General features: G+C 61.5%; 20 protein-coding genes. 11 read left to right on the top strand and 9 right to left on the bottom strand.

Features of this window, described 5'->3' with window-relative positions; translation table 11 throughout:
• Positions 1-39 precede the first annotated feature (39 nt).
• Genes BUA36_RS10835 through BUA36_RS30250 form a run of 3 tightly spaced genes read left to right on the top strand, consistent with a single transcriptional unit; the run spans position 40 to position 2,033 of the window.
• Positions 40-870, top strand: coding sequence for an endonuclease/exonuclease/phosphatase family protein (locus tag BUA36_RS10835; protein ID WP_072784315.1), 831 nt, complete (start codon positions 40-42; stop codon positions 868-870).
• 18 nt (positions 871-888) lie between these two features.
• On the top strand, positions 889-1,527 hold the full coding sequence (locus tag BUA36_RS10830; protein WP_229255670.1) for a GNAT family N-acetyltransferase: 639 nt from the start codon (positions 889-891) through the stop codon (positions 1,525-1,527).
• A 5-nt stretch (positions 1,528-1,532) separates the two neighbouring features.
• Positions 1,533-2,033 (top strand): hypothetical protein, encoded by a 501-nt coding sequence (locus BUA36_RS30250; RefSeq protein ID WP_139260475.1) that lies wholly within the window; start codon positions 1,533-1,535, stop codon positions 2,031-2,033.
• A gap of 66 nt (positions 2,034-2,099) precedes the next feature.
• Here BUA36_RS30250 and tssH read toward each other — a convergent pair whose 3' ends face one another.
• The 8 genes from tssH to BUA36_RS10790 are packed head-to-tail and all read right to left on the bottom strand — an operon-like array spanning position 2,100 to position 11,328.
• Entirely contained in the window at positions 2,100-4,754 is a 2,655-nt protein-coding gene (gene tssH, locus BUA36_RS10825; protein WP_072784313.1) for a type VI secretion system ATPase TssH, read from the bottom strand.
• Positions 4,755-4,766: 12 nt separating this feature from the next.
• Positions 4,767-5,855 (bottom strand): type VI secretion system baseplate subunit TssG, encoded by a 1,089-nt coding sequence (gene tssG, locus BUA36_RS10820; RefSeq protein ID WP_072784648.1) that lies wholly within the window; start codon positions 5,853-5,855, stop codon positions 4,767-4,769.
• A complete protein-coding gene (gene tssF / locus BUA36_RS10815; protein WP_072784311.1) occupies positions 5,819-7,663 on the bottom strand; it encodes a type VI secretion system baseplate subunit TssF in 1,845 nt (614 codons plus the stop codon). Before tssF ends, tssG begins: the two co-directional genes overlap by 37 nt.
• A 2-nt stretch (positions 7,664-7,665) precedes the next feature.
• The gene (gene tssE, locus BUA36_RS10810; RefSeq protein ID WP_072784309.1) at positions 7,666-8,160 is read right to left on the bottom strand and encodes a type VI secretion system baseplate subunit TssE; all 495 of its coding nucleotides are present in this window, start codon (positions 8,158-8,160) and stop codon (positions 7,666-7,668) included.
• A gap of 6 nt (positions 8,161-8,166) precedes the next feature.
• The gene (locus BUA36_RS10805; RefSeq protein ID WP_072784307.1) at positions 8,167-8,658 is read right to left on the bottom strand and encodes an Hcp family type VI secretion system effector; all 492 of its coding nucleotides are present in this window, start codon (positions 8,656-8,658) and stop codon (positions 8,167-8,169) included.
• A gap of 45 nt (positions 8,659-8,703) precedes the next feature.
• Entirely contained in the window at positions 8,704-10,185 is a 1,482-nt protein-coding gene (tssC, locus tag BUA36_RS10800) for a type VI secretion system contractile sheath large subunit (RefSeq protein WP_072784305.1), read from the bottom strand.
• 1 nt (position 10,186) lies between these two features.
• Positions 10,187-10,699, bottom strand: a complete 513-nt coding sequence (tssB, locus tag BUA36_RS10795) for a type VI secretion system contractile sheath small subunit (protein ID WP_072784303.1) — start codon at positions 10,697-10,699, stop codon at positions 10,187-10,189.
• A gap of 17 nt (positions 10,700-10,716) precedes the next feature.
• Positions 10,717-11,328 (bottom strand): tetratricopeptide repeat protein, encoded by a 612-nt coding sequence (locus BUA36_RS10790; protein WP_072784301.1) that lies wholly within the window; start codon positions 11,326-11,328, stop codon positions 10,717-10,719.
• 204 nt (positions 11,329-11,532) lie between these two features.
• Between BUA36_RS10790 and tssK the strand changes: the two genes are divergently transcribed.
• The 8 genes from tssK to BUA36_RS10750 all read left to right on the top strand — a co-directional run bounded on the left by tssK (position 11,533) and on the right by BUA36_RS10750 (position 20,763).
• Positions 11,533-12,858 (top strand): type VI secretion system baseplate subunit TssK, encoded by a 1,326-nt coding sequence (gene tssK, locus BUA36_RS10785; RefSeq protein WP_072784299.1) that lies wholly within the window; start codon positions 11,533-11,535, stop codon positions 12,856-12,858.
• 11 nt (positions 12,859-12,869) lie between these two features.
• A complete protein-coding gene (gene icmH, locus BUA36_RS10780) occupies positions 12,870-13,634 on the top strand; it encodes a type IVB secretion system protein IcmH/DotU (RefSeq protein ID WP_072784297.1) in 765 nt (254 codons plus the stop codon).
• Positions 13,635-16,397, top strand: coding sequence for a type VI secretion system Vgr family protein (locus BUA36_RS10775; RefSeq protein WP_072784294.1), 2,763 nt, complete (start codon positions 13,635-13,637; stop codon positions 16,395-16,397).
• 3 nt (positions 16,398-16,400) lie between these two features.
• Positions 16,401-17,231: a hypothetical protein gene (locus BUA36_RS10770; protein WP_139260473.1), complete on the top strand. Its 831-nt coding sequence runs from the start codon at positions 16,401-16,403 to the stop codon at positions 17,229-17,231.
• Positions 17,232-17,360: 129 nt separating this feature from the next.
• Entirely contained in the window at positions 17,361-17,906 is a 546-nt protein-coding gene (locus BUA36_RS10765) for a hypothetical protein (RefSeq protein WP_072784290.1), read from the top strand.
• A gap of 500 nt (positions 17,907-18,406) precedes the next feature.
• A complete protein-coding gene (locus tag BUA36_RS10760; RefSeq protein ID WP_072784288.1) occupies positions 18,407-18,856 on the top strand; it encodes a hypothetical protein in 450 nt (149 codons plus the stop codon).
• On the top strand, positions 18,853-19,248 hold the full coding sequence (locus BUA36_RS10755; protein ID WP_072784286.1) for a hypothetical protein: 396 nt from the start codon (positions 18,853-18,855) through the stop codon (positions 19,246-19,248). Before BUA36_RS10760 ends, BUA36_RS10755 begins: the two co-directional genes overlap by 4 nt.
• A gap of 474 nt (positions 19,249-19,722) precedes the next feature.
• Positions 19,723-20,763 carry an HAF repeat-containing protein gene (locus BUA36_RS10750; RefSeq protein WP_072784284.1) on the top strand — a complete coding sequence of 347 codons (1,041 nt, stop codon included), beginning with the start codon at positions 19,723-19,725 and terminating at the stop codon, positions 20,761-20,763.
• On the opposite strand, the gene BUA36_RS10745 is transcribed toward BUA36_RS10750, so the two are convergent.
• On the bottom strand, positions 20,747-23,128 hold the full coding sequence (locus BUA36_RS10745; RefSeq protein WP_072784282.1) for a DUF3857 domain-containing transglutaminase family protein: 2,382 nt from the start codon (positions 23,126-23,128) through the stop codon (positions 20,747-20,749). The genes BUA36_RS10750 and BUA36_RS10745 overlap by 17 nt on opposite strands.
• Positions 23,129-23,143: the final 15 nt, after the last annotated feature.

Below are 23,143 nucleotides of genomic sequence, written 5' to 3'. Positions count from 1 at the left end.
ATTTTGATAGAATCGACGTTCACTTTCGACGGGAGTCCTATGCGCCGCTTCGCCCTGCTGCTTCTGCTGTTCGCACCGTTCGCTTTCGCTCAGGTTGACCTGAACGTCGCCACCTACAACCTCCGCTACGACAATCCCAACGACGGCAAGAACGTCTGGCCGGCGCGCCGTGACGCCATGCGCGCATTGGTGCGCTACCATGACTTCGACCTCTGGGGCACGCAGGAAGGCCTGGAAAATCAGCTCAAGGATCTGGATGCGCTGGGCGATTACGCCCGCGTCGGCGTCGGCCGCGACGACGGCAAGGACGCCGGCGAGCATTCCGCCATCTTCTATCGCAGCGCGCGCCTTGCGCTGGAAGACCACGGTGACTTCTGGCTCAGCGCCACGCCGGACAAGCCGTCCATGGGCTGGGACGCCCGCTGCTGCAAGCGCATCGCAACCTGGGCACGGCTGCGCGATAAACCCAGTGGCCAAGTGTTCGTGGTACTGAATGCACACTTCGATCATGAAGGCGAAATCGCACGGCGCGAGTCGGCGCAGTTGCTGGTCCAGCGCGGCCGTGCTCTGGCAGGTTCACTGCCGCTGATCGTGATGGGCGACTTTAACAGCACACCGGACAGCACAGCCTTCGCCACCGTGAACGCCGCACTGCGCGATGCGAAGTCGATCAGCCTGACGCCGCCTTACGGCCCCGCCGCCACCTTCAACGACTTCGATGTCGCCAAGCCGGCCCGGGAACGCATCGACTACATTTTTCTGAGCCCGCAGTGGCAGGTACTGCGCTATGCGGTGCTCACCGACTCGGTGGAGGCACGCTATCCGTCCGACCACTTCCCGGTCGTCACCCGCCTCCGCCTGGCCAAATAAGCTGATGGAGAACCTGGCTTGAAAACGATAGACCCTGCAACTGCCGAACGCTGGCTGATCGGCTGGACTTTATCCCGCGGCGTGCCGATGCCGCAGCCTTGTGAAGGTGGCCTGGTCGTGGAAGTCGGCTTGCCGACGCAGTTGCGACGCTATGTGTTTGCCGATGCCGGCCCAGCCCTGCAGGCATGTGCCGACCGCATACACGAGCCCTTCATTTTCCTCAAGGCGGCCGTCGAACCGGACATCTTACGCCAGGCCTTGCCGGCACGCTGGCATGTGGAGGCCCCTGGCTATCTGATGCTGGGTCCATCCGAGCCACCACACCGGACGGCGACGCCCTCCGGCTACCAGGTCGTGGTCGATGCGCAGCCCAACGGTCATCTGGTACGCGTCATGCACGAAAGCCAGGAACAGGCGGCGTCCGGCCGCATGACGCTGCATCAGGGCTGCGCCGTCTTTGACCAGATCGAAACTGCCGAATCCCATCGCCGGCGCGGCCTGGGATCGGTAGTCATGCAGGCACTGGACACTATCGCCGCCAAGGCAGGCGCCAGCGAAAGGCTGCTGGTGGCAACGGAAGATGGCCGGGCGCTCTACACCCGCCTCGGCTGGCAAGTCATCGCTCCCTGGTCGACAGCTGTGCTACCTGAGGCTTAATTTCCATGTTCTCCATCATCTGCCTGAAACGTGCGCAGGTTCTAGTGGTATGCGGCTGTTTACATTTCTCCGCACATGCGGCAGATCCGTTGCCAGCAAATTTAACAGGCACCTGGGGTACCGGAAAATCGCTGTACGACGGCTCAGACAAGCAAACCGAGATGTACTTGCTTGCAGATGGTTTCGGATTGCTTGCCGGTTCAACGACGCCAGCGCAGCGTGCAGACGGCAGCGATGATGGAAAGCCCGGCCCACGGGCAATCATAGGATTTCCGGTCCGGGCAAATGTGACAAGTGATGGACTGCTGGTGAAGCCGTTCTTGCCTAACGGCGTGCAGTCTGCAAAATTGGAAAAAGCCAGCTTTCCCTGTCTTTACAGCGTAACCAGCCAGACACTGACATGCAATGCACCAACCGGCGAAACATTCACCATGAGGCGGCGCAGTGAGGCAGTACCGGAAGACGCGCTACGGACCATAGCCGAAGTCAAAGGGAGTATCGACTAACCATGAGTCTTACTCCTGATTTTGCAGGAAAGCCAATCCGGCGGCGCGAACCGCCGGGTTGGCGCTTTACTTCACAGTATATTTGAATTGCCCAGCCTTGCTGGCGCTGACTTTGATCTTGCCAATCGCCGTACCCTCCGCCATGCGGGCCAGCACCGCTTCCGCGATCTCCGGCAACAGCGTGCCATTGAGGATGTTATCGACGTTGCGGGCGCCGGAGTCCACTTCCGTGCAGCGCGCCAGCACAGCTTCCACCAGCGCCTCGTCGTAGCTGAACTCCGCCTTGTGGTTGATCGCAATGCGGCGCGCGATCTTGCCGAGTTTGAGCTTGATGATCTCGACCAGCACATCATCCGGAATCGGATAGAACGGAATCACTTTCAGGCGGCCCAGGAAAGCTGGCTTGAACTGCTTCATCAACTGCGGACGCACCAGTTCTTCCAGCGCTTCCACCGTTGGCAGTTCCTCCGGCGTCTTGTTCAGGCAAGCCTGCATCAGCGCACTCGATGCCACATTCGAAGTCAGGATGATGATGGTGTTCTTGAAGTCGATCTCGCGGCCTTCCGCATCGTCCATCACGCCTTTGTCAAACACCTGGAAGAACAGCTCCATCACATCCGGGTGGGCTTTCTCCACCTCATCCAGCAGCACCACGCTGTAAGGGTTGCGGCGTACGGCTTCGGTCAGTACGCCGCCTTCACCGTAGCCAACATAGCCCGGTGGCGAACCTTTCAGGCCAGAGACGCTGTGCGCTTCCTGATACTCGCTCATGTTGATGGTGATGAGTTTGCGCTCGCCGCCATACAGCACGTCCGCCAGCGCCAGCGCGGTTTCGGTCTTGCCGACGCCTGACGGACCGACAAACAGGAACACGCCTTTCGGTTTGTTCGGATCGTCCAGATTGGCGCGCGAGGTACGCACACGCTGCGCCACGGCTTCGATTGCGTGGGTCTGGCCGAGCACGCGCTGTTCCAGCATGTCTTTCAGGCGCAGCACCGTCTTGATTTCGTCCGAGACCATTTTACCCAGCGGGATACCAGTCCAGCCGGCGACGATTTCAGCCACCACATGACCATCCACCTGCACCGGTACCATCGGCGTTTCGCCTTGCAGGGTACGCAGCTCGGTCAGCATGGCCTGGATGTCGCGGGTCTGGCTGCCCTGTCCTTCCACTGCGGGCGCCGCAGCCGCAGAGCGGGCCGCGATGATTTCCGCCGTCAGTGCTTTTTCCTTCTCCCAGCGTTCGGACAGCGTTTTGTGCTGCTCATCCGCCGCCGTGCGGGCATCGCCCAGCTCTTGCAGACGCACCACGCGCGATGCCCCGCCTTCGGCCTGTTCACGCTCCAGCGCTGTGACTTCCGCGTCGATGCGTTCAATCTGGCGCGCGAGCGATTCAATGTGCGCCGGCGTCGCGTTCTGGCCCAGCGCCACTTTGGCGCATGCGGTATCCAGCACGCTGATGGCCTTGTCAGGCAACTGGCGGCCCATGATGTAGCGGTGCGACAGGCGTACCGCCTCGGTGATCGCCTCGTCGTACACGCGCACGCCGAAGTGTTTTTCCATCAGCGGCGCCATGCCGCGCAACATGGCGCAGGCCAGTTCTTCGCTCGGTTCTTCAACCTTGACGACCTGGAAGCGGCGCGCCAACGCAGCATCCTTCTCAAAATACTTCTTGTACTCGCCCCAGGTGGTGGCGGCAATGGTACGCAGCTCGCCGCGCGCCAGCGCTGGCTTCAGCAGGTTGGCCGCGTCGTTCTGGCCGGCCTGGCCGCCGGCGCCGATCATCGTGTGCGCTTCGTCGATGAACAGGATGATGGCATGCGGGCTTTTCTTGACTTCGTCGATGACGTTTTTCAGGCGGTTTTCAAATTCGCCCTTGACGCTGGCGCCAGCTTGCAACAGGCCCATGTCCAGCGTGTGGATCTCCACGCCTTTCAGCACGTCCGGTACGTCGTCCTGCGCGATGCGCAGCGCCAGGCCTTCCACCACGGCGGTCTTGCCGACGCCAGCTTCGCCGGTCAGGATGGGATTGTTCTGGCGGCGACGCATCAGGATGTCGATGGCCTGGCGGATTTCCACGTCGCGGCCAATCACCGGATCGACCTTGCCATCGCGCGCGCGCTGCGTGAGGTTGGTGGTGAACTGGTCCAGCGCTGGCGTCTTGGTGGCGGCGCGCGCCTGCAGTTCGCCGACCGGGTCGCCGCTATCGTCGGCGCCAGCGGGCTGCGACAAAGGCGTCTCTTCCGAACCAGCCGTCAGCTTGTCCAGATTGTGCTTGATCTGTTCCAGGTCGAAGCGGGCGAACAGCTTGGAGCTGCGCGCAGCCAGCTGGCCCAGCTCCGTATCCGTCAGCAGCGCCTGCAGCAGATGGCCGCTGCGGATCTGCACCTGCGTGTTGTCCTGTAAATCCAGCGAGGCGATCAGCCAGGCGTTTTCAAACAGTTTGGGCAGACGGGCCGAGAACACCGGCGTGCGCGTATTGCCGTTCTTGAAGCGCCCTACTTCCGCGCGCAGATCGGCTTCCAGCTGGTTCACGCTGATATCGTTCTGGCGGGCGATCAGCACCACGTCGCTCTTGGGCTGCTCCAGCAATGCCAGGAACAGGTGTTCGATATCGACCTCGTACTGGCCTAGCGACACGCACAGGCTGGCGGCACGCGTGGCAGCGGCGCGGCTGGTGTCGTTCAACTTGCCGATCAGCGTTTTCAGATTGATGCTCATGTTCTTATCCTTTTATGATGTCATTGCGTGGATCTCGTAGCGCACGTCGCTGCGGTCCTGCTGCTGCGTCTCGGTGACCAGGAAACTATCCCAGCCCAAACGTCCGCCATGACGCGGTTGTTCCAGCCGGGCACCCTGCACGTCTTCGGCGCGCAATACCAGCTGCACTTCATACTCCAGCGTTACGCCGGTGAACATGGTCAGCATGCTCTCCAGCGCTTTCGCTGCGATACCGCCGGGCAGAAAGGATTCGTAGCCTTTCCGGTCCAGCGGGCCTATCACCAGCCGCACGCGCAGGTCGCGCTGCCATACACGTTCACCGGCCATCGCGCCGCCACCGAGCACCGCGTTGGCCATGCCCAGCATGGTCTGCTGGGTATCCGGCACCGTGTACCAGCAACCGATAAACTGCTCGGCGCGCACTGGCTGATTGAAATATTCCGACAACACACGCGCAATCTGCACTGCCGACGCCGGACGCTGCCGCATGGCGGTGGCAAAGTACGCCACCGATTCATCCAGCACGCCATCACCGCTATCCGACAGTCGGCGCCGCAGCGACGGATTGTGCATGCCGGCCAGCGACAGCAGCAGCGGCAGAAAGCCATCCTTGCCGTCGATCTGGTATTTCAGCTCCAGGCGGTATTTGCGCCACGCCTCGTAAAACAGGGCCAGCGCGCGGTTGGAAAAGGTATCCAGAAACGCGCGCGGCGCATCGTCCTTCTGGTACAGCATGTGCGCCGCAATGCGTTCGGTGTAATGCGCAGGGAGCGTGCCGTTGCTGCCCAAAAAACCCATGAACGCGGGCGTGATGCGGATATAGCGCAGCTGCGCCGTTTGCAGTGCTTCGCTCAGGCTGGACGCATTGGTGGCGATATTGCGCGGTTCCGGCTGCAGGGCCTCCAGCTGGCTGGCGGGGAACGCCAGCGAAGTCGAGTTCTGGAAGCGCAGGAAGTTCGCGACCGCGCCATCCTGCGGCGCGCCGTGCTTCTTGAGCCACAGCTCCAGCATGCGTACCGCCTGGAAGTATTCGAAACGATGCGGCTGCGCGAACAGCCGCTCGATTACAGCAGGCTCAAATCGCCGCTTCGGGGCAAGCATCGCAGCAGTTCCTCTCCGTTTTTATTCGATTTGATGACCAGCTGCGTGAAGCTGTTGGCGTGTACGTACAGGCCGAGGAAGCGTTCGACAATCTGCGCGAAAGCGTGGATGCCGCTACCGACAAAGGCTTCTTCATCCACCGTCAGCGTTACTTCAATACCGCGCACCAGACAGGCGAACGGATTCCCCGGCAGCCAGGTATTGGCGGCCTTGTGCGCTACCGCGACGATGCCGCCGATCTGGCGCTGCGACGACGGCGAACGTGGCAGGTCATACAGCGTCAGCATCTCGCGGAAGGCGTCCAGGCCGCCGCCCGTCAGCGACAGGTGGTTCAGCGACAGATGCGAGATCAGACGCCAGTGTGCACCGCGGCCGCGTTCAAAACGGTACGATGGTGTCGGCTTGCGCAGGAAGCTGATCGCGCGCACGCTGGAGCCGCCCTCCAGGAACAGGTCGCCGCCGCGCATGCCGTAGCTCAGCGCTGCGGGCAGATCGCGGTTGGTGCAGCTCAGTTCCAGACTCAGGGTATCGGTTTCTACCTCGGCCGGATCGAAGTCGATATCGACAATCGAGATGTGCGTTTCGTAGCCGGGGCTCTTTTCAGCGATGTCCTCATCGCGGCGCGCAACCCAGTAGTGGCCGTTCTTGTCCGGCGTCTGGCCATGGCGCAGCGAGTAGAACGGACGGAACTCCTGCACTGATTCGCCTTGCGGCGTCTGGCGCACCAGCTTGACCGACTCGATGGCCTGCACCTCGTAGGCGAAGGCGCGGCGCGCATCGGCCAGCACGGGATAGCTGGCCGATGCATGCGTCAGGCGGATAGGTTCGCCGCGCTGGCGGAACAGGTTGACCACCGGCGTGCAGCCCAGCAGCACGTTATTGGTGCTCAGGGTCGCCAGCATGCGCGCCAGGTTGGAGTCGGTACGCATGCCGGACAAGGCCAGGTGCAGCGTCACCGACTTGCAGCCCGCCGGCACCACGCCGCTCAGCGCATGCAGGTCGATGTCGAAGAAATTGAACTTCTCCGGGAAGCAGAAGTACTCGGTCAGCAGACGGTAAGCGGTGTGCGAGCGTGCTGAAAAATCAATCAGCGCTTCTTCCTCGGCAAAGCCGGCCGGCGTGACGGGAATTTTGTGCAGCGGCGTCCAGCGGCCATTGCCATCCGCTTCCACATAGGCGGCGACCGCACGCGTGAATAGCGCATCGCGCAACGCGGCGCAGAACGACGGTTCGCCGTCGATAAATACGCGCAGCTTGCCCAAGCCCAGTTGGCCCAGCGTTACTTGCTCCGCCGTCACCGACAGGGTCAGGCTGATGCTGGACGTGGCGTTCTGCGGTGGGCGCAGCGCTTCCGGTGCGGCGATGATGGCGTCGAACTGTGCGGCGCTCAGCGCCAGCGGTGCGACCGTCACCGGGTAAGCGGTACGGAAGGTACAGGCGGCGCCGCGCACCGGGCGCGTGGTCAGCTGCGTGCCGCGCGGGATCTCGCTGGCGGTGGTCAGCTGCGCCGCCGCGCCGCTGAAGTCCATGCGCGCGATCGAGCACGATGGAAACGGCCGCAGATAGTGCGGGTACAGCACTTCAAACAGTGCTTCGGTAAATTCGGGGTAGTCGTCATCGAGCCGCTTGGCGATGCGGGAATTCAGCAGCGCGAACGACTCGATCATGCGTTCGATGTGCGGGTCCTCGCACACCTCGCCGGCGATCAGCAGACGGCCGGCGATTTTCGGGTAGCGTTCAGCGAATTCGCGCGAGTAGCGGCGCAGGAATCCCAGCTCCCGTTCGTAATACGGTAATAATTGTTCCAATCTCAGGCTCCCAGCGGCAACGGGCTAACGCGTCTCGCTTTGCTGATGGTGTAATGCAGGCTTGAGGGCTGCAGGACCGCGTCAAAATTGACCGGTTCATGTGCGCTGTGAACCACCAACAGCGCGGTAATGGCAAAATTCAGGCGGTTGACGGCGTCCGCCCGCAGCTCCAGCGACGCCTGCACATTGCGCAGGCGAGGCTCGTGGCGGGCGATCGCCCTTTCCAGACTGCGGCAGATGAAAGCACGGTCGTCCGTGCTGGACAGCGACAGGCCGGCAAAATCATTCAGGCCATAAGTCGCGATCGACCGGCCGCACTCTGGAAAACGTTTCAGGAGTTCCTCCGGGATGACCGCACGCGTATTGAGTAACGCTTCAAGGTCGCGCGCTACCGCATCCTTCATGTCCTCGATGGACAGGCGCGGTAATGTGCCACTGGCGCCGTGGAGCGGCGCATCCATCAGGCGATCGAATAAACCCGGAGTAAATCCTTTCATGCGCTATCAGGCCGTTTTGTTGGCCGACAGATCCCAACCGCCGGAGGTGTTACCACCGGAACCGCCGCCCACTTTTTGCTGGGTGTATTTCCACTTCACTTTCGAGTATTTCAGCGACACGTCTTCGGTCAGGATATTGCCTGGTTCGACAGCTGGCGCCACGCTGGAGATCAGCACGTTTTCCAGTTCGATTTCGAAGTACTTCACGCGGTCGCCCTGGCCGTCAGCGCGCAGGAATTCCAGCTTTGCTTTCGGCAGGGTTTTACCCGACGAGCAATTTTGCAGCAGCAGTGGCGTCGCCAGGTCAGCCAGCTTGCTCACTACAATGTCTTTGTGCTCGGTACGTTCAGCGGTGTGACCGCCGCCGGTCGACGCAGTGGCCGATTTCGGTTGCAGCACTTCCCACTGTACCGATTTCACTTCGATCCAGTCTTTGTGGGTGGTGTCTGCCGATTCGCCTTTGATGCCGTCGATTTGCAGGTAGACGTCGATTGCCATGGGGATTCCTTTCAAAAATTTAAAGAGATTGCTTTACTACGTTGCTTAGGTTTTGGTCGATGCCGGGAGCTCCGCGACCAATCGGAGTGAAACAGACAGTTCGTCCAGCTGGAAGTGCGGACGCAGGAACGACACGGCGCGATATACGCCCGGACGGCCCGGCACTTCCGACACTTGCACCGACGCTTCACGCAGCGGGAACTGCGCCTTCTGTTCCTGGCTGGCGTTATCGTCCAGCAGGACGTACTGCGTTAGCCAGCGGTTGAGGAAGTCCTCGACATTGCTGGCAGCGGCAAAGCTGCCGATTTTGTCGCGCATCATGGCCTTCATGTAGTGGGCGATGCGCGATACCGCAAAGATGTACTGCAGCTGGGCCGACAGCACCGCATTGGCGTTGGCGGCGTCGCTGTTGTACTTCTTGGCCTTCTGTGCCGACTGCGCGCCAAAGAAGGCCGCGTAGTCGGTGTTCTTGCAGTGGACCAGCGAGATGAAACCGAGGTCGCTCAGTTCTTTCTCGCGGCGGTCCGTGATGGCGATTTCGGTCGGGCACTTGAGCGCTACTTCGCCTTCATCGGTTTTGAAGGTGTGGGTCGGCAGGTCTTCCACCAGGCCGCCGCCTTCCACGCCGCGGATCGCTGCGCACCAGCCGTAGTCCTCGAATGCTGCAGTCAGCTTGGTGCCGAACGCGTAGGCGGCGTTACACCAGAGGTATTTCTGGTGATCGGTGCCGTCCACGTCTTCAACGAAATTGAAGCCTTCCACGGTAGCACCATCGGCCGGATTGAATGGCAGGCGGCCCAGGAAGCGCGGCAGCGTCAGGCCGACGTAGCGCGAGTCTTCCGATTCGCGGAAGGACTTCCACTTGGCGTATTCCACGGTATCGAATACTTTCGACAGGTCGCGCGGCTTACCCAGCTCACTGTAGCTCTCCAGACCGAACAGCTCGGGCGACGCCGCCGAGATGAATGGCGCATGCGCGGCTGCTGCCACGTGCGACATCTGCTCGATGAAGTACATGTCTTCCGGCTGGCGGGTGATTTCGAAATCGCCGATCAGCGCGCCAAACGGGGCGCCGCCGAAGGTGCCGAATTCTTCTTCGTAGACCTTGCGGAACATGGTGCTCTGGTCGAATTCCAGCGCCGACTGGAAGTCCTTCACCAGTTCCTTCTTGGTGGCGTTGAGCATCTTGATCTTCAGGTTCTGGCCGGTGGCGCTGTGCTTGACCAGGTAATGCAGGCCGGTCCAGCTGCTTTCCAGCTTCTGGAATTCCGGTGCGTGCATCACCGCCGACAGCTGCGCCGAAATCAGGCGATCCAGTTCGGCCACGCGGGCATCGATGGTGGCGGCCAGATTGTCGGACACCACGACCGTGCCTTCCATGACCTGGTTGACCAGCTCCGCGATCAGATCCTTGGCGCGCGCATGTTCCGTGCTGGACTTGGCGACCTTGCTTTGCTCGACGATCTGGTCCAGCAAAGCCATTTCGGCGACGGCCGGTGCGCCGCCTGGCGTCAGTTGTGCGGACATATCAGTCCTCCTTCTTGTCTGCGGTTTGCTGGCCCAGCACGGCCAGCTTCTCGGTGCTGTGCAGGACATCGTTGAGGATGTCTTCCAGCTTGTCGTTGCCTGCCAGCTTGTTGCGCAGGTCGGCCAGCTTGGTACGCGCTTCCAGCAGTTTGCGCAGCGGTTCCACCTGCTGCACCACCGATTCAGGGCGGAAGTCGTCCACCGATTTGAATTTCAGATCCACCGCAAACTCGCCGCCGCCTTCGCTCAGCTCATTCTTCACGCGGTACGCGGCACGCGGCTCCACGCCTTTCAGCACTTCATCGAAGTTGTCGCGGTCGATGTTGACGAACTTGCGTTCCTTCAGGCGCTTTTGCTCGACTTCCGAATTGCCGCCGAAGTCACCGACCACGCCCATCACGAACGGCAGTTCCTTGTTCTCGATGGCGTCGCCGATTTCGACGTCGTAAGTCATTTGCACCCGTGGCGGGCGGATTTTTTGCAGCTTCTTCTGCACACTCGTGTTCTTGGACATGGTCTTTTCCCTTCTGGTTACTTCAAAGCGCCAAACGGATTCGCGCTGGCATCGTCTTCCTGCTGTTTGCGGGTGGCCGGGGCCTTCTTGCCTTTGCCACGTGTCGGCGTGGCCGCCTGCTGCACCGGCGGCTGCGCTGGCGGCACCAATACCGTTTCGCCCAGGCTCTCGCGCAGCAGCTTGGCCAGATCCTGCGATTCGGTGCGCAGGGAACCGGACAGGTTGTTCTGACGGCTCAGGTCCGCCAGCGAACGCGTCGACAGACGCAGGCCGCTGATGGCGATGATGCTGTTGGCCAGCGTGTCGTTCGGATCGCGCACCAGCACTTCCTGGGCGTTGACGATGGCGTCGCCGTACTGGCCGGCCTCGTAACGGGTCTGCGCGATGCTCAGCCACGGCGATTTATCGGCTGGGTAAGCGACCGCAGCCTGCTTCCACAACGTGACGGCTTGTTCTTTCTGGCCGGCGCCGGAGGCCGTGCTGGCCTGGGACAGCATCGATTGCAAACTCGGCTTGGCGGCCACTGCGGGTGTAACTGGCGCGGTGGTGGTACAGGCGCTGAGCGCGGCCACGCAGATAGCGGCGCTGGCGAAACGGCCGACTTGGCCGAGGGCGAATACGGTTTTCATGCTTACCTCAAATACGATATCAAATAGGAATATTAAAAACACAAGTTCTGCGACTGGCGCCACGTTATCAGAAATTTATTATTGACCGCGTTCAATTGAACTCAACCGTGTGCGGGCAACCCCTGCGCACAATACGAACCCATCCGTGCGACCCTTTAACGAAAGAAATGTTAGTGTTCTGATACTTTCAAAAAAGGCCACAGCATGAGCAGCAAGATTCTCTGGGGCGAAGGCCTGTTCCTCCGCCCACAACACTTTCAGCAGCAGGACCGCTACCACGAGCAGCGCCTGCATCAAAGCGTGCAGGCGCTGCACCCGTACGCATGGGGCGTCAACCAGCTCCAGCTCGACCGCGATGCGCTGGCGAATAACAGCCTGCGCCTGCTGGAGCTGTCGGTGCGCTTCCAGGACGGCGAATTCTTCGATGCGCCCGGCGCCGACGACCTGCCCGATCCTGTCGACCTGAGCCAGCTGCCGCAATCGCAGCAGACCATCACCTACTATGCGGCGCTGCCGGCGTTCAAACCGTTCGGCGGCAACTTCGGTGAAGGCGCGGTGCGCTACCAGCAGAGCAACCAGGACACGCCGGACCTGTACACGCAAGCCGCGTCGGCCCAGCTCAGCTACCTGAAAAAAACGCTGCGCCTGGTGCCGGAATTCGATCCACGCGATTCGTACACCCACTTCCCGCTGCTGCGCCTGCGCCGCGCGGCCACCGGCGGCTTCGAACTCGACGCCTCGTTTGTGCCGCCCAGCCTGAGCCTGCGCGCCGCGCCGCTGCTGTTCCTGCAACTGCGCCGCCTGCTCGATGCGCTGCAGGCCAAGGTGGCGGCGCTGTATGGCCATCACCGCGAGCCAAGCAAACACGTGATCGAATTCCGTTCGGGGGATATGTCCTCGTTCTGGCTGCTGCATACGGCCAGCTCCTCGTTCGCCTCGCTGACCCACTACTTCCAGCATCCGGCGCTGCATCCGGAGCGCCTGTACGAACAGCTGCTCGGCCTGGCCGGTGCGCTCATGACCTTCTCGCGCAGCTGGACCCTGGCCGACCTGCCGCCCTACCAGCACAACGATCCGGGTCCGGCGTTCGCCACGCTGCACCAGATCATCCGCGAACTGCTGGACACCGTGATTTCGTCGCGCTACTTCGCCATCGCGCTGCGCGAAGTGAAACCGTCCTACCACCACGGCATGCTCGATTCCGGCAAGATCGACGACAAGACCACGTTCTACGTCGCCGTCTCCGCCGCCATGCCGGCCAGTGAACTGGTGGACGTGGTGCCGCTGCGCTTCAAGGTCGGTGCGCCGGACGATGTCGATAAATTCGTGCTGTCGGCCATGCCCGGCGTGCGGCTGCAGCACGCGCCGCAAGTGCCGGCCGCCGTGCCGGTGCGTCCGGACGCCCTGTATTTCTCCATCGAAGCCAAGGGCCAGATGTACGAACGCATGCTGCAGGCGCAGTCGATCTCCATTTACGTCCCTAGCGGCATCCATGACCTCAAGCTGGAACTGGTCGCCGTTACTTCCTGAGACCCGAAACCATGAATACCGTTTCCGCACCTTCCCTGATGGGCGCAGCGCCTGCGCCAGTGGCCAGCAACGCGCCGCAAACCCTGCTCGACCTGATGTACGACGGCTTCTACGCGCTGTTCATGCTCAAGAACGGCAACGGGCCGCAGGAGAACGCCGAATTTGCGCAGAAGATGTCGCAGTTCCTCGATGACTTCAACCGCGCCGCACGCAAGCATGGCGCCTCGCCCGACGATATCGACGCCGCCAAATACGCGTTCTGCGCGGCCGTGGATGAGATCATCCTGCGTTCCAACTTCGCCATCCGCGACGCCTGGGAACGCCGTCCGCTGCAACTGGCGCTGTTCGGCGAACAGCTGGCCGGCGAAAATTTCTTCCATCGCCTGGAAGCATTGCGCGCACGCGGCAGCGCGCATTTGCAGGCGCTGGAAGTGTTCCATATGTGTTTGCTGCTGGGCTTCCAGGGCCGCTACATCCTGGAAGGGTCGGAGAAACTCAACTACCTGACCGCGCGCCTCGGCGACGAAATCGCCAACATGAAAGGCAAGCGTGGCGGCTTTGCGCCGCATGCGGAACGTCCCGACCAGATCGTCCACAAGCTGCGCAGCGACCTGCCGCTGTGGGTGCTGTGTTCCGTGTTTGGCCTGATTTGCGTGCTGGGCTACATCGGCCTGCGCACCTCGCTGAACCGCAATACCGAGCAGCAGGTGGCGGCCTATAACGATGTCGTCAAGCTGGCGCCGCGCCAGGCCAACCTGACGATCACCTTGCCGTAAATGGATATCGCTGCATTAATCCCCTCGGCACTGGGGCTGTTTGGCACCGGCTTGAGCCAGCACGCGCGCCTGATTACGCTGGCCAGCGCGCAGGACTCGTCGCTGCCGGAATCCCTGATGGCGGAACGCTTCGCCGGCCGTGAAGGCGTCAATGAGCTGTATGCGTTTGAAGTCGATGCGCTGAGCACCTCGACGAATCTGGACCTGAACCAGTTCATAGGCGAAGAGCTCACCATCACCCTGCTGCAAGCTGACGGCAGCCGCCGCGCATGGCACGGCATCTGCACCGAAGCCGCGTGGCTGGGCGCCGATGGCGGCACCGCGCGCTATCGCCTGCGGCTGGAACCGGCGCTGGCCCTGCTGCGCCTGCGCCGCGACAGTTACATCTTCCAGGATCTGAACGCCCAGGACATCGTCACCGAGCTGCTGGCGGATTATCCGCAGTTGCGCTTTGAATTCGACGTCACGCAAACACTGGCGCCACGCGCGATCTGCACCCAGTACCGCGAAAGCGACCTGGAATTCTTCACCCGCCTGCTGGCCTCCGAGGGCCTGAGCTGGCGCTTCGAACACGACCAGCCGGACCAGCAAACGCAGGACGGCCAGGCACGCCACAAGCTGGTGATCTTCGACAGCAAAGCGCAGGCGCCCGATATGCCGGGCAGCGCCGACATCCGTTTCCACGGCGTGCGCGCCACCGATAGCGCCGACGCCATTGACCAGTTTTCGGCACGCCGACAGGTACAGCCGAATGCCGTCGGCATCAGCAGCTGGGACCCGGCGCAATTGCTGGCGCCCGCCGCTGAACAGGAATCTTCGCTGGACGCGGGCGAACTGCCGTCGCTGCCCGTGTACGACGGCGGCGGCGAACGCATCGCCAACGCCAGCGGCGAACCAGACCAGTACAGCCAGCTGATGCTGCAAGCGCTGGAGCTGAACAACAAGGTGTTTGAAGGCGAAGGCGCGGTGCGCCAGCTGGCCGCCGGTCACGCCTTCGCGCTCACGCAGCATGAGCGCTACCTGGAAGACAACCGCTTTACCGTGCTGTGGGTCGACCACGAAGCGCGCAACAACTTCACGTCGCAAGTGCAGAAACTGGCCGACCTGCTGGAAGCCGGGACGTATCGCAACCGCTTTGGCTGCGTGCGTTCCGCTGTGCCCATCGTCCCGCGCGCTATCGCCGCGCCGCAGGCTGCGACAGCACTCGGACCGCAGACCGCCATCGTGGTCGGCGCCAACAATGCCGTATCCACCACCACGCGCGACCATCAGGTACGCATCCAGTTTGCCTGGCAACGCGGCCACGGCGCCAATGCTGGCGGCCTGGGTCACGACACCGACGCACACGGCAGCGCCCCCGGCGACGATAGCAGCGGCACCTGGGTGCGCGTAGCGGAAGCGCTGGCCGGCCCCAACTGGGGCTCGCAGTTCACACCGCGCATCGGCACCGAAGTGCTGGTGGACTTCATTGACAACGACATGGATCGCCCGCTGGTGGTGGCCCAGCTGTACACCGGCTCTGACACGCCGCCCTACGCTGCCGGCGAGGATTCCGGCGCCAACCACGCCGGCACGCTGTCCGGCATCCATAGCCATAATTTTGATGGCGGCGGCTACAACCAATGGCAGCTGGACGACACGCCGGGCCAGGTACGCACACGGCTGGCCACCAGCAGCGCGGCCACCCAGCTCAATCTGGGCTATCTGATCGAGCAGGCGCCCGCCTCTGCGCAACGCGGCGCCTATCGCGGTTCCGGCTTTGAGCTGCGCACCGATGCCTGGGCCGTGATCCGCGGCGGCGCCGGCGTGCTACTCACCACCAGCGCGCGCAACGCACAAGGCAGCGGCATCAGCTCCACGCAGATGGACATGGCCGAAGCCGTGCGGGCGTTGAAAACCGGCCGTGAACTCAGCCGCATCATGGTCGATGCCGCCAAACAGCAGCAGGCGCTGTCCAGTGCCGATGCAGCCAAAGCGCAGGAAGATATGCTGGCCCGCATCGATCCCAAAGAAAAAGGTAAGCACGACGGCGCCGTCAACGGCCAGCAGGCCAGCAAGACGCAGGAAGGCGCGCGCGATCTGGATGCCTCACAACCGGTAGAAAAATTCGCCGATCCGCTGGTGCTGATGGACGCACCGGCCAGCATCAACTGGGCCACGCCCGCATCGACCGTGCTGTTCACCGGCGAGCAGCTGCAATGGACTTCGCAAGGCGACATCCACATGACGGCGCAGCATACGCTGTCGTCCGTCTCCGCCAATGCGGCGGGCTATTTCAGCCACGCGGGCGGCATCCAGGCGATTGCAGCCAACGGCCCGGTATCGCTGCAGGCGCACACCGACCAGCTGGAAATCCTGGCCGACAAAGCCGTCAAGGTCATCTCCGTCAACGACAGTATCGAGATCAAGGCCAACCAGAAAATCGTGCTGCAAGCCGGCCAGTCCTCCATCACGCTGGAAGGCGGCGACATCACCTTCGCCTGCCCTGGCAGCTTTACCGTCAAGGGTGGCCAGCACGTGTTTGAAGGCGGCGCCAGTGCAACGGTGGCAGCGACTGCGCTGCCAGATACGCGGCTTAAATTATTTGACCAGGCATTTGTCGTAAAAGACGAAACCACAGGACTGCCTGTTCCTAATCAGCGCTACCGCATCAAGCTTGCCGATGGCACGTATGAGGAAGGCGTGACCGATGAAGCCGGACACACGCATCTGGTCTCGACCACGGCGCCGGAATCACTGTCGCTGGAAATCGCACAGGGTTGAACGATGACGACATGGAAAACGGTGGCCTCGAGCAGCACCACCCCGAAAGAAGTGAAAACCCGCACGCCAGCGCAAGTTAGCTCTCCTTGCAGCAGAGCCAGCATCACCATCAGGGCGCAAGCAGTTCGCCCGGCAAAACGCGATCGCACCACGGTTGGCGTGGGCGAGCAGATCGACTTGACCTATAGCCTGGGCAGCGCCGCATGGACCACCACCAAAGGCACACTGACTTCGCCCAATGGCCAGATGGTCACGCTGCAGGCGCCTGACCGCGCAGGCTCGGTGACGGTGACGGCCACTGGCGGCGGCTGCAGCAGCACGGTGACCTTTACGGTGATTGAACCATCCGGTGTGCTGATGCAGCGCGCACCGGGTACGAACCTCGCGCACACGCAGGGCATTCCGTCGGTCGGCGTCAGGACCGAAATCTTCCTGCAACCGGATACAGTGTCATTCCAGTTCATTGAAATTTCGGAAGATGACTGTCCCGGTCTGGTCACCGGCTATTTCGTCGGCACCCCGCTGGACGGCGTTCGCCATGGCACACATGGCGCAGGCACGTGGGTGATCGTAGGCTCGCCGGTGGCCGGCAAAGGCTCGAAGGTGATCGCCAACGATACGGCTTACACCGGCTATTGCAACTTCGGCACGCCGTATAGCGCGGGCACGTTTGACTGGCCGATCCCATGGAAATTCCGCCTCAATGGCGGCGCAGATAAAGTGTTCGCGACAGTGCATCAACGGTTTACCATTAACGCCGCTGGCGATATGACTGTCAGCAAGGCAGGAGCAAACGGTGCCGCCCAATTGAACGATCCAACGTCCACATACTAGAGCGAATGCAATATGCGCTATGCTGTACTAATAACCATGATGGCCCTCGGATGCGCCTGCCAGCTGCCAGCGCAAGGCAGCCAGACTGCTGCTCCCGCCGCCAGGCATAACTCTCAGGTGAAAAAACCTATGTCCAAGCAATACGAACAAATCATCGCCCAGCTTGCGCTGTTCCAGAAAAAACAGGACCTGCCGGCGCTGTCGCAGGCAATCTCGCTGGCCGCCGCCCTACCGAACGACGCGTCAGCAGTAGCGCCATCAGCACTGCTCACCGACAAACTCTCCGCCTGGCTAGCGATTTTCGGCGCCCTGGATAGCGAAATCGCCCCAGACTTTAATCCCGAGGCATTGCCTCAGATGACCGTCATTCCGCCGCCGGAATCCGGCCTGCCAGCCGGCGCATCGCCAGACAGCATCAAAGATCCAGCGGTCCGCAAAAAATACGAGGAAGCGCTGTCGGCCAACAAGCTGTCCACCCAGCGTTTCAACTATCAATTCAAGTTGGCAGAACAAGCCGAGCGTGCCGAGGCCGAAGCCGAAGACTTCATCGCCACTGCATGGCTGCCCGACCCAGCACTGACAGCCGCTTTGAAGGCACGCCTCGGCAAGGCAAAACTTGTCCCGGCACGCCGCACGAAACTGCAGGAGTTTATCAACGCCGCAAAAGGTAGTTGAACGGTCTGCCAGTAAAAATGCTGATCTTGGGTGTGGCTACATAGGCGCAAGAAGACCGTTTTAACACTGTCCTTGCATTGAAAAAACTTGATCTGGAAATGGATAGGCCTGCTCTTGAAAAATTTTCCGTGATCCGCTACGCGGCCATTATCAAGGCGCTAGTGAAAGGTGGCTATTTACGTTCTCGGCTAAAAAGTTATGCACCAAACGCGCGAGAAAGGTCAATCCAGTATGCCGCGTTAGATGCTCTGCCCTTCCACTTCCTGACGAGAGGTATTGCATGATCCGAGCCCCTTCTGATTGGAATGCTACTGAACAGTTCCCCCTCAGAGAATTGGTACACATTTACTGCCCTCTTAGCCATTCCGGCAGATAATGTCTCCCCCAGAGAATACTGCAACACACCGTCCGCCAATAAGCGCATTTAAAGAATGAGATATCGACTAAGCTTACTACTGATACTTAGTTTGGCTGCTTTTCAATCTGCGCAAGGAGTCGACATGAACAGCGAGCTCTTGTTGGTCCAGGCAAGTTGCAACGGCAAGATGGAGTGCTTGTTCGAAAACCGGGATCTGACCCTCGATATCGCGGTCAAGAATATATCGCCGTACACGATTGGTCTGCCACTCCAATACATCCAAGCGAAAGGCCCCTATCTGACCTTGATTGATAACGCAACGCAGACCAAGGTTGTGCTGAAGACCGGTCTACCCAAATTCGGGCTAAAGAACGTCCTCACGACTGTCAAACCCGGGGATGTAGTACATCTTTCGTCTGTGCTCAAAGCAAGGGAACTCACTGAATTCCGCTCACGGCGAACTGACATCAGCGTACGGATCGAACTATCGACACAGGTTGATATCGGTTCCGCGTCCCAGCCGCCAACGCATGACTTGCGCAACTTTGAAGCCAGCACCACCCTGCGCATCTTGAGCCAGGAAAGCCCATGAACGATTCAGCGCTCAAAGGCATGCTGCCATCTAATTTCGAACGGCAGATTTTTTCTGGCCATCCCTGCTCCGGCATCTGGGAACCGGTCAATGCTCCTAGTCTTTCGTTCCTCGAATGGATCACCGGCGAAAGCAAACTGCAGCCGCCCTTTGTAGTCTCAGCGCGGGCGGATGGCGTCTATTTCATCACCGCCGACAAAAAAGGCTGGTCGCAACTACAGGGCAAAGGCGATATTCTGGTGAGCTGGTATAAACTGATCGATGCGCACAAAGACTGTCCGGATGGTCCTGTCTATCTGTTCAGGCCAGGATTCACGCGCCACTATCCGAAGTCCGCATTGACGATGAAAGCAGTGCTGGCAAGCGAAATCACACTACGGCAAGATAAATGATGAGCAAAATCCAAGCATCTGCCATCCGCTCTCACATACTGGAATTCTTCGACACCATTGGAGATGGCTGTGATTAAACGCCGCGTCCTGCTTGCGTGCTTGCGGGTTTGACCGCACTGGCCGCGACTGCTGCAGATCCAGTCCAGGAAATACCAGCGTTGTTGTTCTTATGTGCCGGAATTGAATCTCGCTCCGCCACCTGAGTACAGTTGCCGGCTGGCGCGGCGCCGGAAGCGATCAAGGACAAGCTTTGCGCGAAGCCTACGAGCAGGCGCTGGCGCAAAATCAGTTGAAGGCGCAGCGTCATCGTTACCAGTCTGCCTTGCGCGAACAAGCCGAGCGTGCAAGGGACTTAATGTCCGAAAGCGGACAGCGATAGCGTCCGTTTTTGAACAGTTTCGGCGTCCACCAGGCGCAAATCGGCGTGGCATGGGACTTGCAGTTCTTTTTTCCATTATTGAGAGAGGAGACATCATGGGGGACCTGACACTGGGCGCCAGCGGCAAGGAGCAGAGCATCGCCGTTGACATCAACGCACAAGGCCAGATGGCCGGCATTATCGAGGATGACGATGGCCACCAGCGCGCCATCCTGTTCGACAAGCGCCCGATCGAACTGGGCACGCTAGGAGGCAGCGAGGGTTTTACCAAAGCGATCAATGCGCGCGGGGATGTCGTCGGCACCTCGCAGGACGCCCGTGGTTACTGGCGCGCTTTCATTGTGCCTTACGGCGGCAAGATGCGCGACATCGGTACGCTCGGTGGCAACAGCAGCTATGGCGCCGCCGTCAACGACCATGGCCACATCGTCGGCTATGCCGACACCACCGACGGCTATTACCGCGCCTTCAGTGCCGACGGCGACAAGGCGCCGGTCGATCTGGGCACGCTGGGTGGAAAAATCAGCTACGCGGCGGGCATCAACAACCACGGCGACATCGTCGGCACCTCGGCCATGATGGATGGCTACCGTCACGCCTTCCTGTACAAAGCCGGTGGCGCCATGCAGGACATCGGCACGCTGGGCGGCCGCTCCAGCAGCGCCACGGCCGTCAACGACAATGGCATGGTGGTCGGCGCATCGGAAACTGCAGGCCGGCGCTGGCACGCTTTCGTCTGGGACCAGGGCAAGATGACCGATCTCGGCGCGCTGATCGGCTATGGCGACAGCTTTGCCACTGCGGTCAACAACGCCGGCCACGTGGTCGGCAGCATCCGCATCGGCGATGAACGCCGTTCCTTCGTCTACCGTGACGGCAAGATGACCGTGCACCCGGGCGGCCATGGCCTGTACCTGGTCAATGCCATCAACAACCAGGAGCTGGTGATCGGTGCGCGCAGTACCGGCAACAAGTTCCATGCCGCCACCATGATCTCCAGCCAGCCTGCCGTAGAAACGCATGGCGGCCAGGATCTGCTCATGGCAGCGGCGCTGGTGGTGACGACAGCGGTGGGCGTGGTGATCTACAAACGCCGTTACCGCGGCATCCGGCTGCCTTTCAACGTATCAGCTTGACCAGCGAGGTGCCGATGGCGAACCAGCCAATCAACGGCACCAGCTTGCGCAGCATGGAGCGCATCACCAACGGGCCGGTGCCGTTGCGCGCCCGGTACAGCCGCAGCGCCCATGGGTAGGCCAGATGCGTTGACGGCACCTGCGGCACGGTGCGCAACAGGTACTGCGCCATCACGACCAGGATCACCAGCGCTGGCGGCACGGCTTTCGACAGGGGGATGGGCGACATCCAGCACGTCACCACCGTGCCACTGATGATGACCACCGCCAGCAGCAGGCGACGGTTGACTTCTCCGTGCGCTGGCGCCGCGCGCTGCATGCGCATTGCCAGCCATAGCCAGGCTCCCATCAATATCATCATCGCGGCCAGCAGCAGGCCACTGCGGCCGCTCACGCTGCTGCTCGTTTCCTCGCTGCCGGCGCCGGCCGCGCTGCTGTACAGGTTATAGCCCAGCGCATCGCGCGCCTGCTTCAGGTGGGCGGCGTAATTGCCCATGTCGCCGGGCTCCACGTGATCGCGCAAGGCCTTGTAGTAGGCGGTAATCAGCACGCTGCGGCTATCCGGCCCCTGGGTGACCTTGTATGAAAACGCGAACGACGGATCGTGGACTTCCACCTTGCTGGTCTTGATATTCCAGCGCTCCGGCAGGCGTACTTCCGTGGTCTCGGTGATTTCGTAGGGGTACTCCAGCCGCAGCGGCGCATTACGGCCGATCGCCTCGGGCGCCTTGAGCGAGCTGTCGATTTCCGACACCTCGACATAAGCCTCGCTGCGCGCGCGCTTTTTGTTGAAGGTCCAGAAGCCGGGAATGCGATAGTGTTCCACCGTCGTCAGCTCGTTGCGGCGCTCATCGTCCTGCACATCCATGCCGCCATTGGCGCGCAGGCTTTCGTAGCCGCGCGCGTAAAAGTTCTGATACTGCGTCTCCAGCTCGGCGCGGCTATGCTGCAGCTGCGTGCGCAGACTGTCGGCGCGGTCGCCCTGCACCGTGGTGCTGATGGTGTAGTTGACCGGCCGGTCCACGCCATCGGTAGCATCGAAGACGGCACGCACGCGCTTCACGCCGCCGGTGCGTGGCCCCATCAGGCTCAGTGCCGTGCTGCCCGGTTCCAGCACCAGCGCGTAGCCATAATCCGGCTGGTGCAGATACGCCAGCTCGCCCTGCTGCATGCTGCGCGTCGGGTCGAGCCAGTACACATTGCCGTCCACGCGTGCACGTACCAGCACGTGGTTAAAGGCCAGTGGCGTCGGCGCCCAGTGTTCGATATCGCGTGTGATTTCCGTATTGACCAGCGCGGGCACGGCGTCGATGCCAAGCGCGCGCAGCATGGTGATGGTCAGCAGCGTCTTGTCCTTGCAGTCGCCAAAGCGGCGCTGGTAGACCTTGTCCGGCGGGGTTGGCGCATGTGAGCCGGGGCCGACTTCGATGCCGAGGTAGCGGATTTCACGCTGCACCGTACGCAGCACTTCGGCCGTGCGCGCGGCGGGATCGGTGTAGTCGCGGCCGATGCGGGCGATCTCCTCGCGCAGGGCCGGCCCCACTTCATGCGGCGGCTGATACAGGGGCAAGGCCCACTGCACCACCGAAGCCCATTCGGCAAACTCGGTCCACTGCACGGCGGCATAGGGATTAAACCATTCCGGCGCGCCCTTGTCGGTCTTGAAGCCCGGCGTGGCGTATTGCTCCCAGCGGTAATCGCGATAGCCGTCAGCTTCGCTGATCTGCGGTTCCATCTTGCTGTTGTGCGCGACGATGCGCAGCGGACGGTTACGCGGCATCAGCAGGCGCACGAAGGAACGCGCCACCGGCACCGACCACGCCATCTCGGCCCGGCTGGAAACCTTCCCCTGAAACACCGGATTAACCCCGTCCAGGCTGAACGCATATTCGACGATGTCACCGATGCGGATATCGTCCAGCAGCACGCTGGCGGTCATGCTGCCGTCGTACACCAGATAGTCCAGCTCAGTCTCGCGCTGCAGCACCTGCACGCGCGCGCCCGCCAGCTTGGGAATCACCTTGCCATTGCGGATGACATTGATCGCATGCAGCGTCAGGGTCTGGAACGAGGGATCAAAGTTGATGCTCAGGTTGGCGACCTTCTCTACCCCGCTGCCATCCAGTGCCTTGCTGGCCGTGTGGAAGTAGGTCACCTTGCCGCGCTGGTCGACGCGCGTCTGCATATCGCGCAGCAGGAAGGTCACGCTGCCGCGCTGCGGTGATGGCGAAGGCGATGGCGGCGGCTCGGCCGGCAGCGCCAGCACCCAGGCCGGCGGCGCGCCGGGTTTATAAGCGTCCGACCTGGCTTGCGCGTCACCGGCGCACAGCAACAGAAATCCCAGTACCGCAAACACGAAGTGCATCAGCTCACCCTATCA

It is taken from the genome of Duganella sacchari (assembly GCF_900143065.1).
Classification (GTDB): Bacteria; Pseudomonadota; Gammaproteobacteria; order Burkholderiales; family Burkholderiaceae_D; genus Rugamonas; species Rugamonas sacchari.
This window is presented reverse-complemented; position numbering and strand designations above follow the sequence as displayed.

Excerpts from the sequence above, each read along its gene's own strand:
- BUA36_RS10835 (WP_072784315.1), top strand. The coding sequence starts at position 40 with ATGCGCCGCTTCGCCCTGCTGCTTCTGCTGTTCGCACCGTTCGCTTTC.
- BUA36_RS30250 (WP_139260475.1), top strand. The coding sequence starts at position 1,533 with ATGTTCTCCATCATCTGCCTGAAACGTGCGCAGGTTCTAGTGGTATGC.
- tssH (WP_072784313.1), bottom strand. The coding sequence starts at position 4,754 with ATGAGCATCAATCTGAAAACGCTGATCGGCAAGTTGAACGACACCAGC.
- tssG (WP_072784648.1), bottom strand. The coding sequence starts at position 5,855 with ATGCTTGCCCCGAAGCGGCGATTTGAGCCTGCTGTAATCGAGCGGCTG.
- tssE (WP_072784309.1), bottom strand. The coding sequence starts at position 8,160 with ATGAAAGGATTTACTCCGGGTTTATTCGATCGCCTGATGGATGCGCCG.
- BUA36_RS10805 (WP_072784307.1), bottom strand. The coding sequence starts at position 8,658 with ATGGCAATCGACGTCTACCTGCAAATCGACGGCATCAAAGGCGAATCG.
- tssC (WP_072784305.1), bottom strand. The coding sequence starts at position 10,185 with ATGTCCGCACAACTGACGCCAGGCGGCGCACCGGCCGTCGCCGAAATG.
- tssB (WP_072784303.1), bottom strand. The coding sequence starts at position 10,699 with ATGTCCAAGAACACGAGTGTGCAGAAGAAGCTGCAAAAAATCCGCCCG.
- BUA36_RS10790 (WP_072784301.1), bottom strand. The coding sequence starts at position 11,328 with ATGAAAACCGTATTCGCCCTCGGCCAAGTCGGCCGTTTCGCCAGCGCC.
- tssK (WP_072784299.1), top strand. The coding sequence starts at position 11,533 with ATGAGCAGCAAGATTCTCTGGGGCGAAGGCCTGTTCCTCCGCCCACAA.
- icmH (WP_072784297.1), top strand. The coding sequence starts at position 12,870 with ATGAATACCGTTTCCGCACCTTCCCTGATGGGCGCAGCGCCTGCGCCA.
- BUA36_RS10775 (WP_072784294.1), top strand. The coding sequence starts at position 13,635 with ATGGATATCGCTGCATTAATCCCCTCGGCACTGGGGCTGTTTGGCACC.
- BUA36_RS10770 (WP_139260473.1), top strand. The coding sequence starts at position 16,401 with ATGACGACATGGAAAACGGTGGCCTCGAGCAGCACCACCCCGAAAGAA.
- BUA36_RS10765 (WP_072784290.1), top strand. The coding sequence starts at position 17,361 with ATGTCCAAGCAATACGAACAAATCATCGCCCAGCTTGCGCTGTTCCAG.
- BUA36_RS10760 (WP_072784288.1), top strand. The coding sequence starts at position 18,407 with ATGAACAGCGAGCTCTTGTTGGTCCAGGCAAGTTGCAACGGCAAGATG.
- BUA36_RS10755 (WP_072784286.1), top strand. The coding sequence starts at position 18,853 with ATGAACGATTCAGCGCTCAAAGGCATGCTGCCATCTAATTTCGAACGG.
- BUA36_RS10750 (WP_072784284.1), top strand. The coding sequence starts at position 19,723 with ATGGGGGACCTGACACTGGGCGCCAGCGGCAAGGAGCAGAGCATCGCC.
- BUA36_RS10745 (WP_072784282.1), bottom strand. The coding sequence starts at position 23,128 with ATGCACTTCGTGTTTGCGGTACTGGGATTTCTGTTGCTGTGCGCCGGT.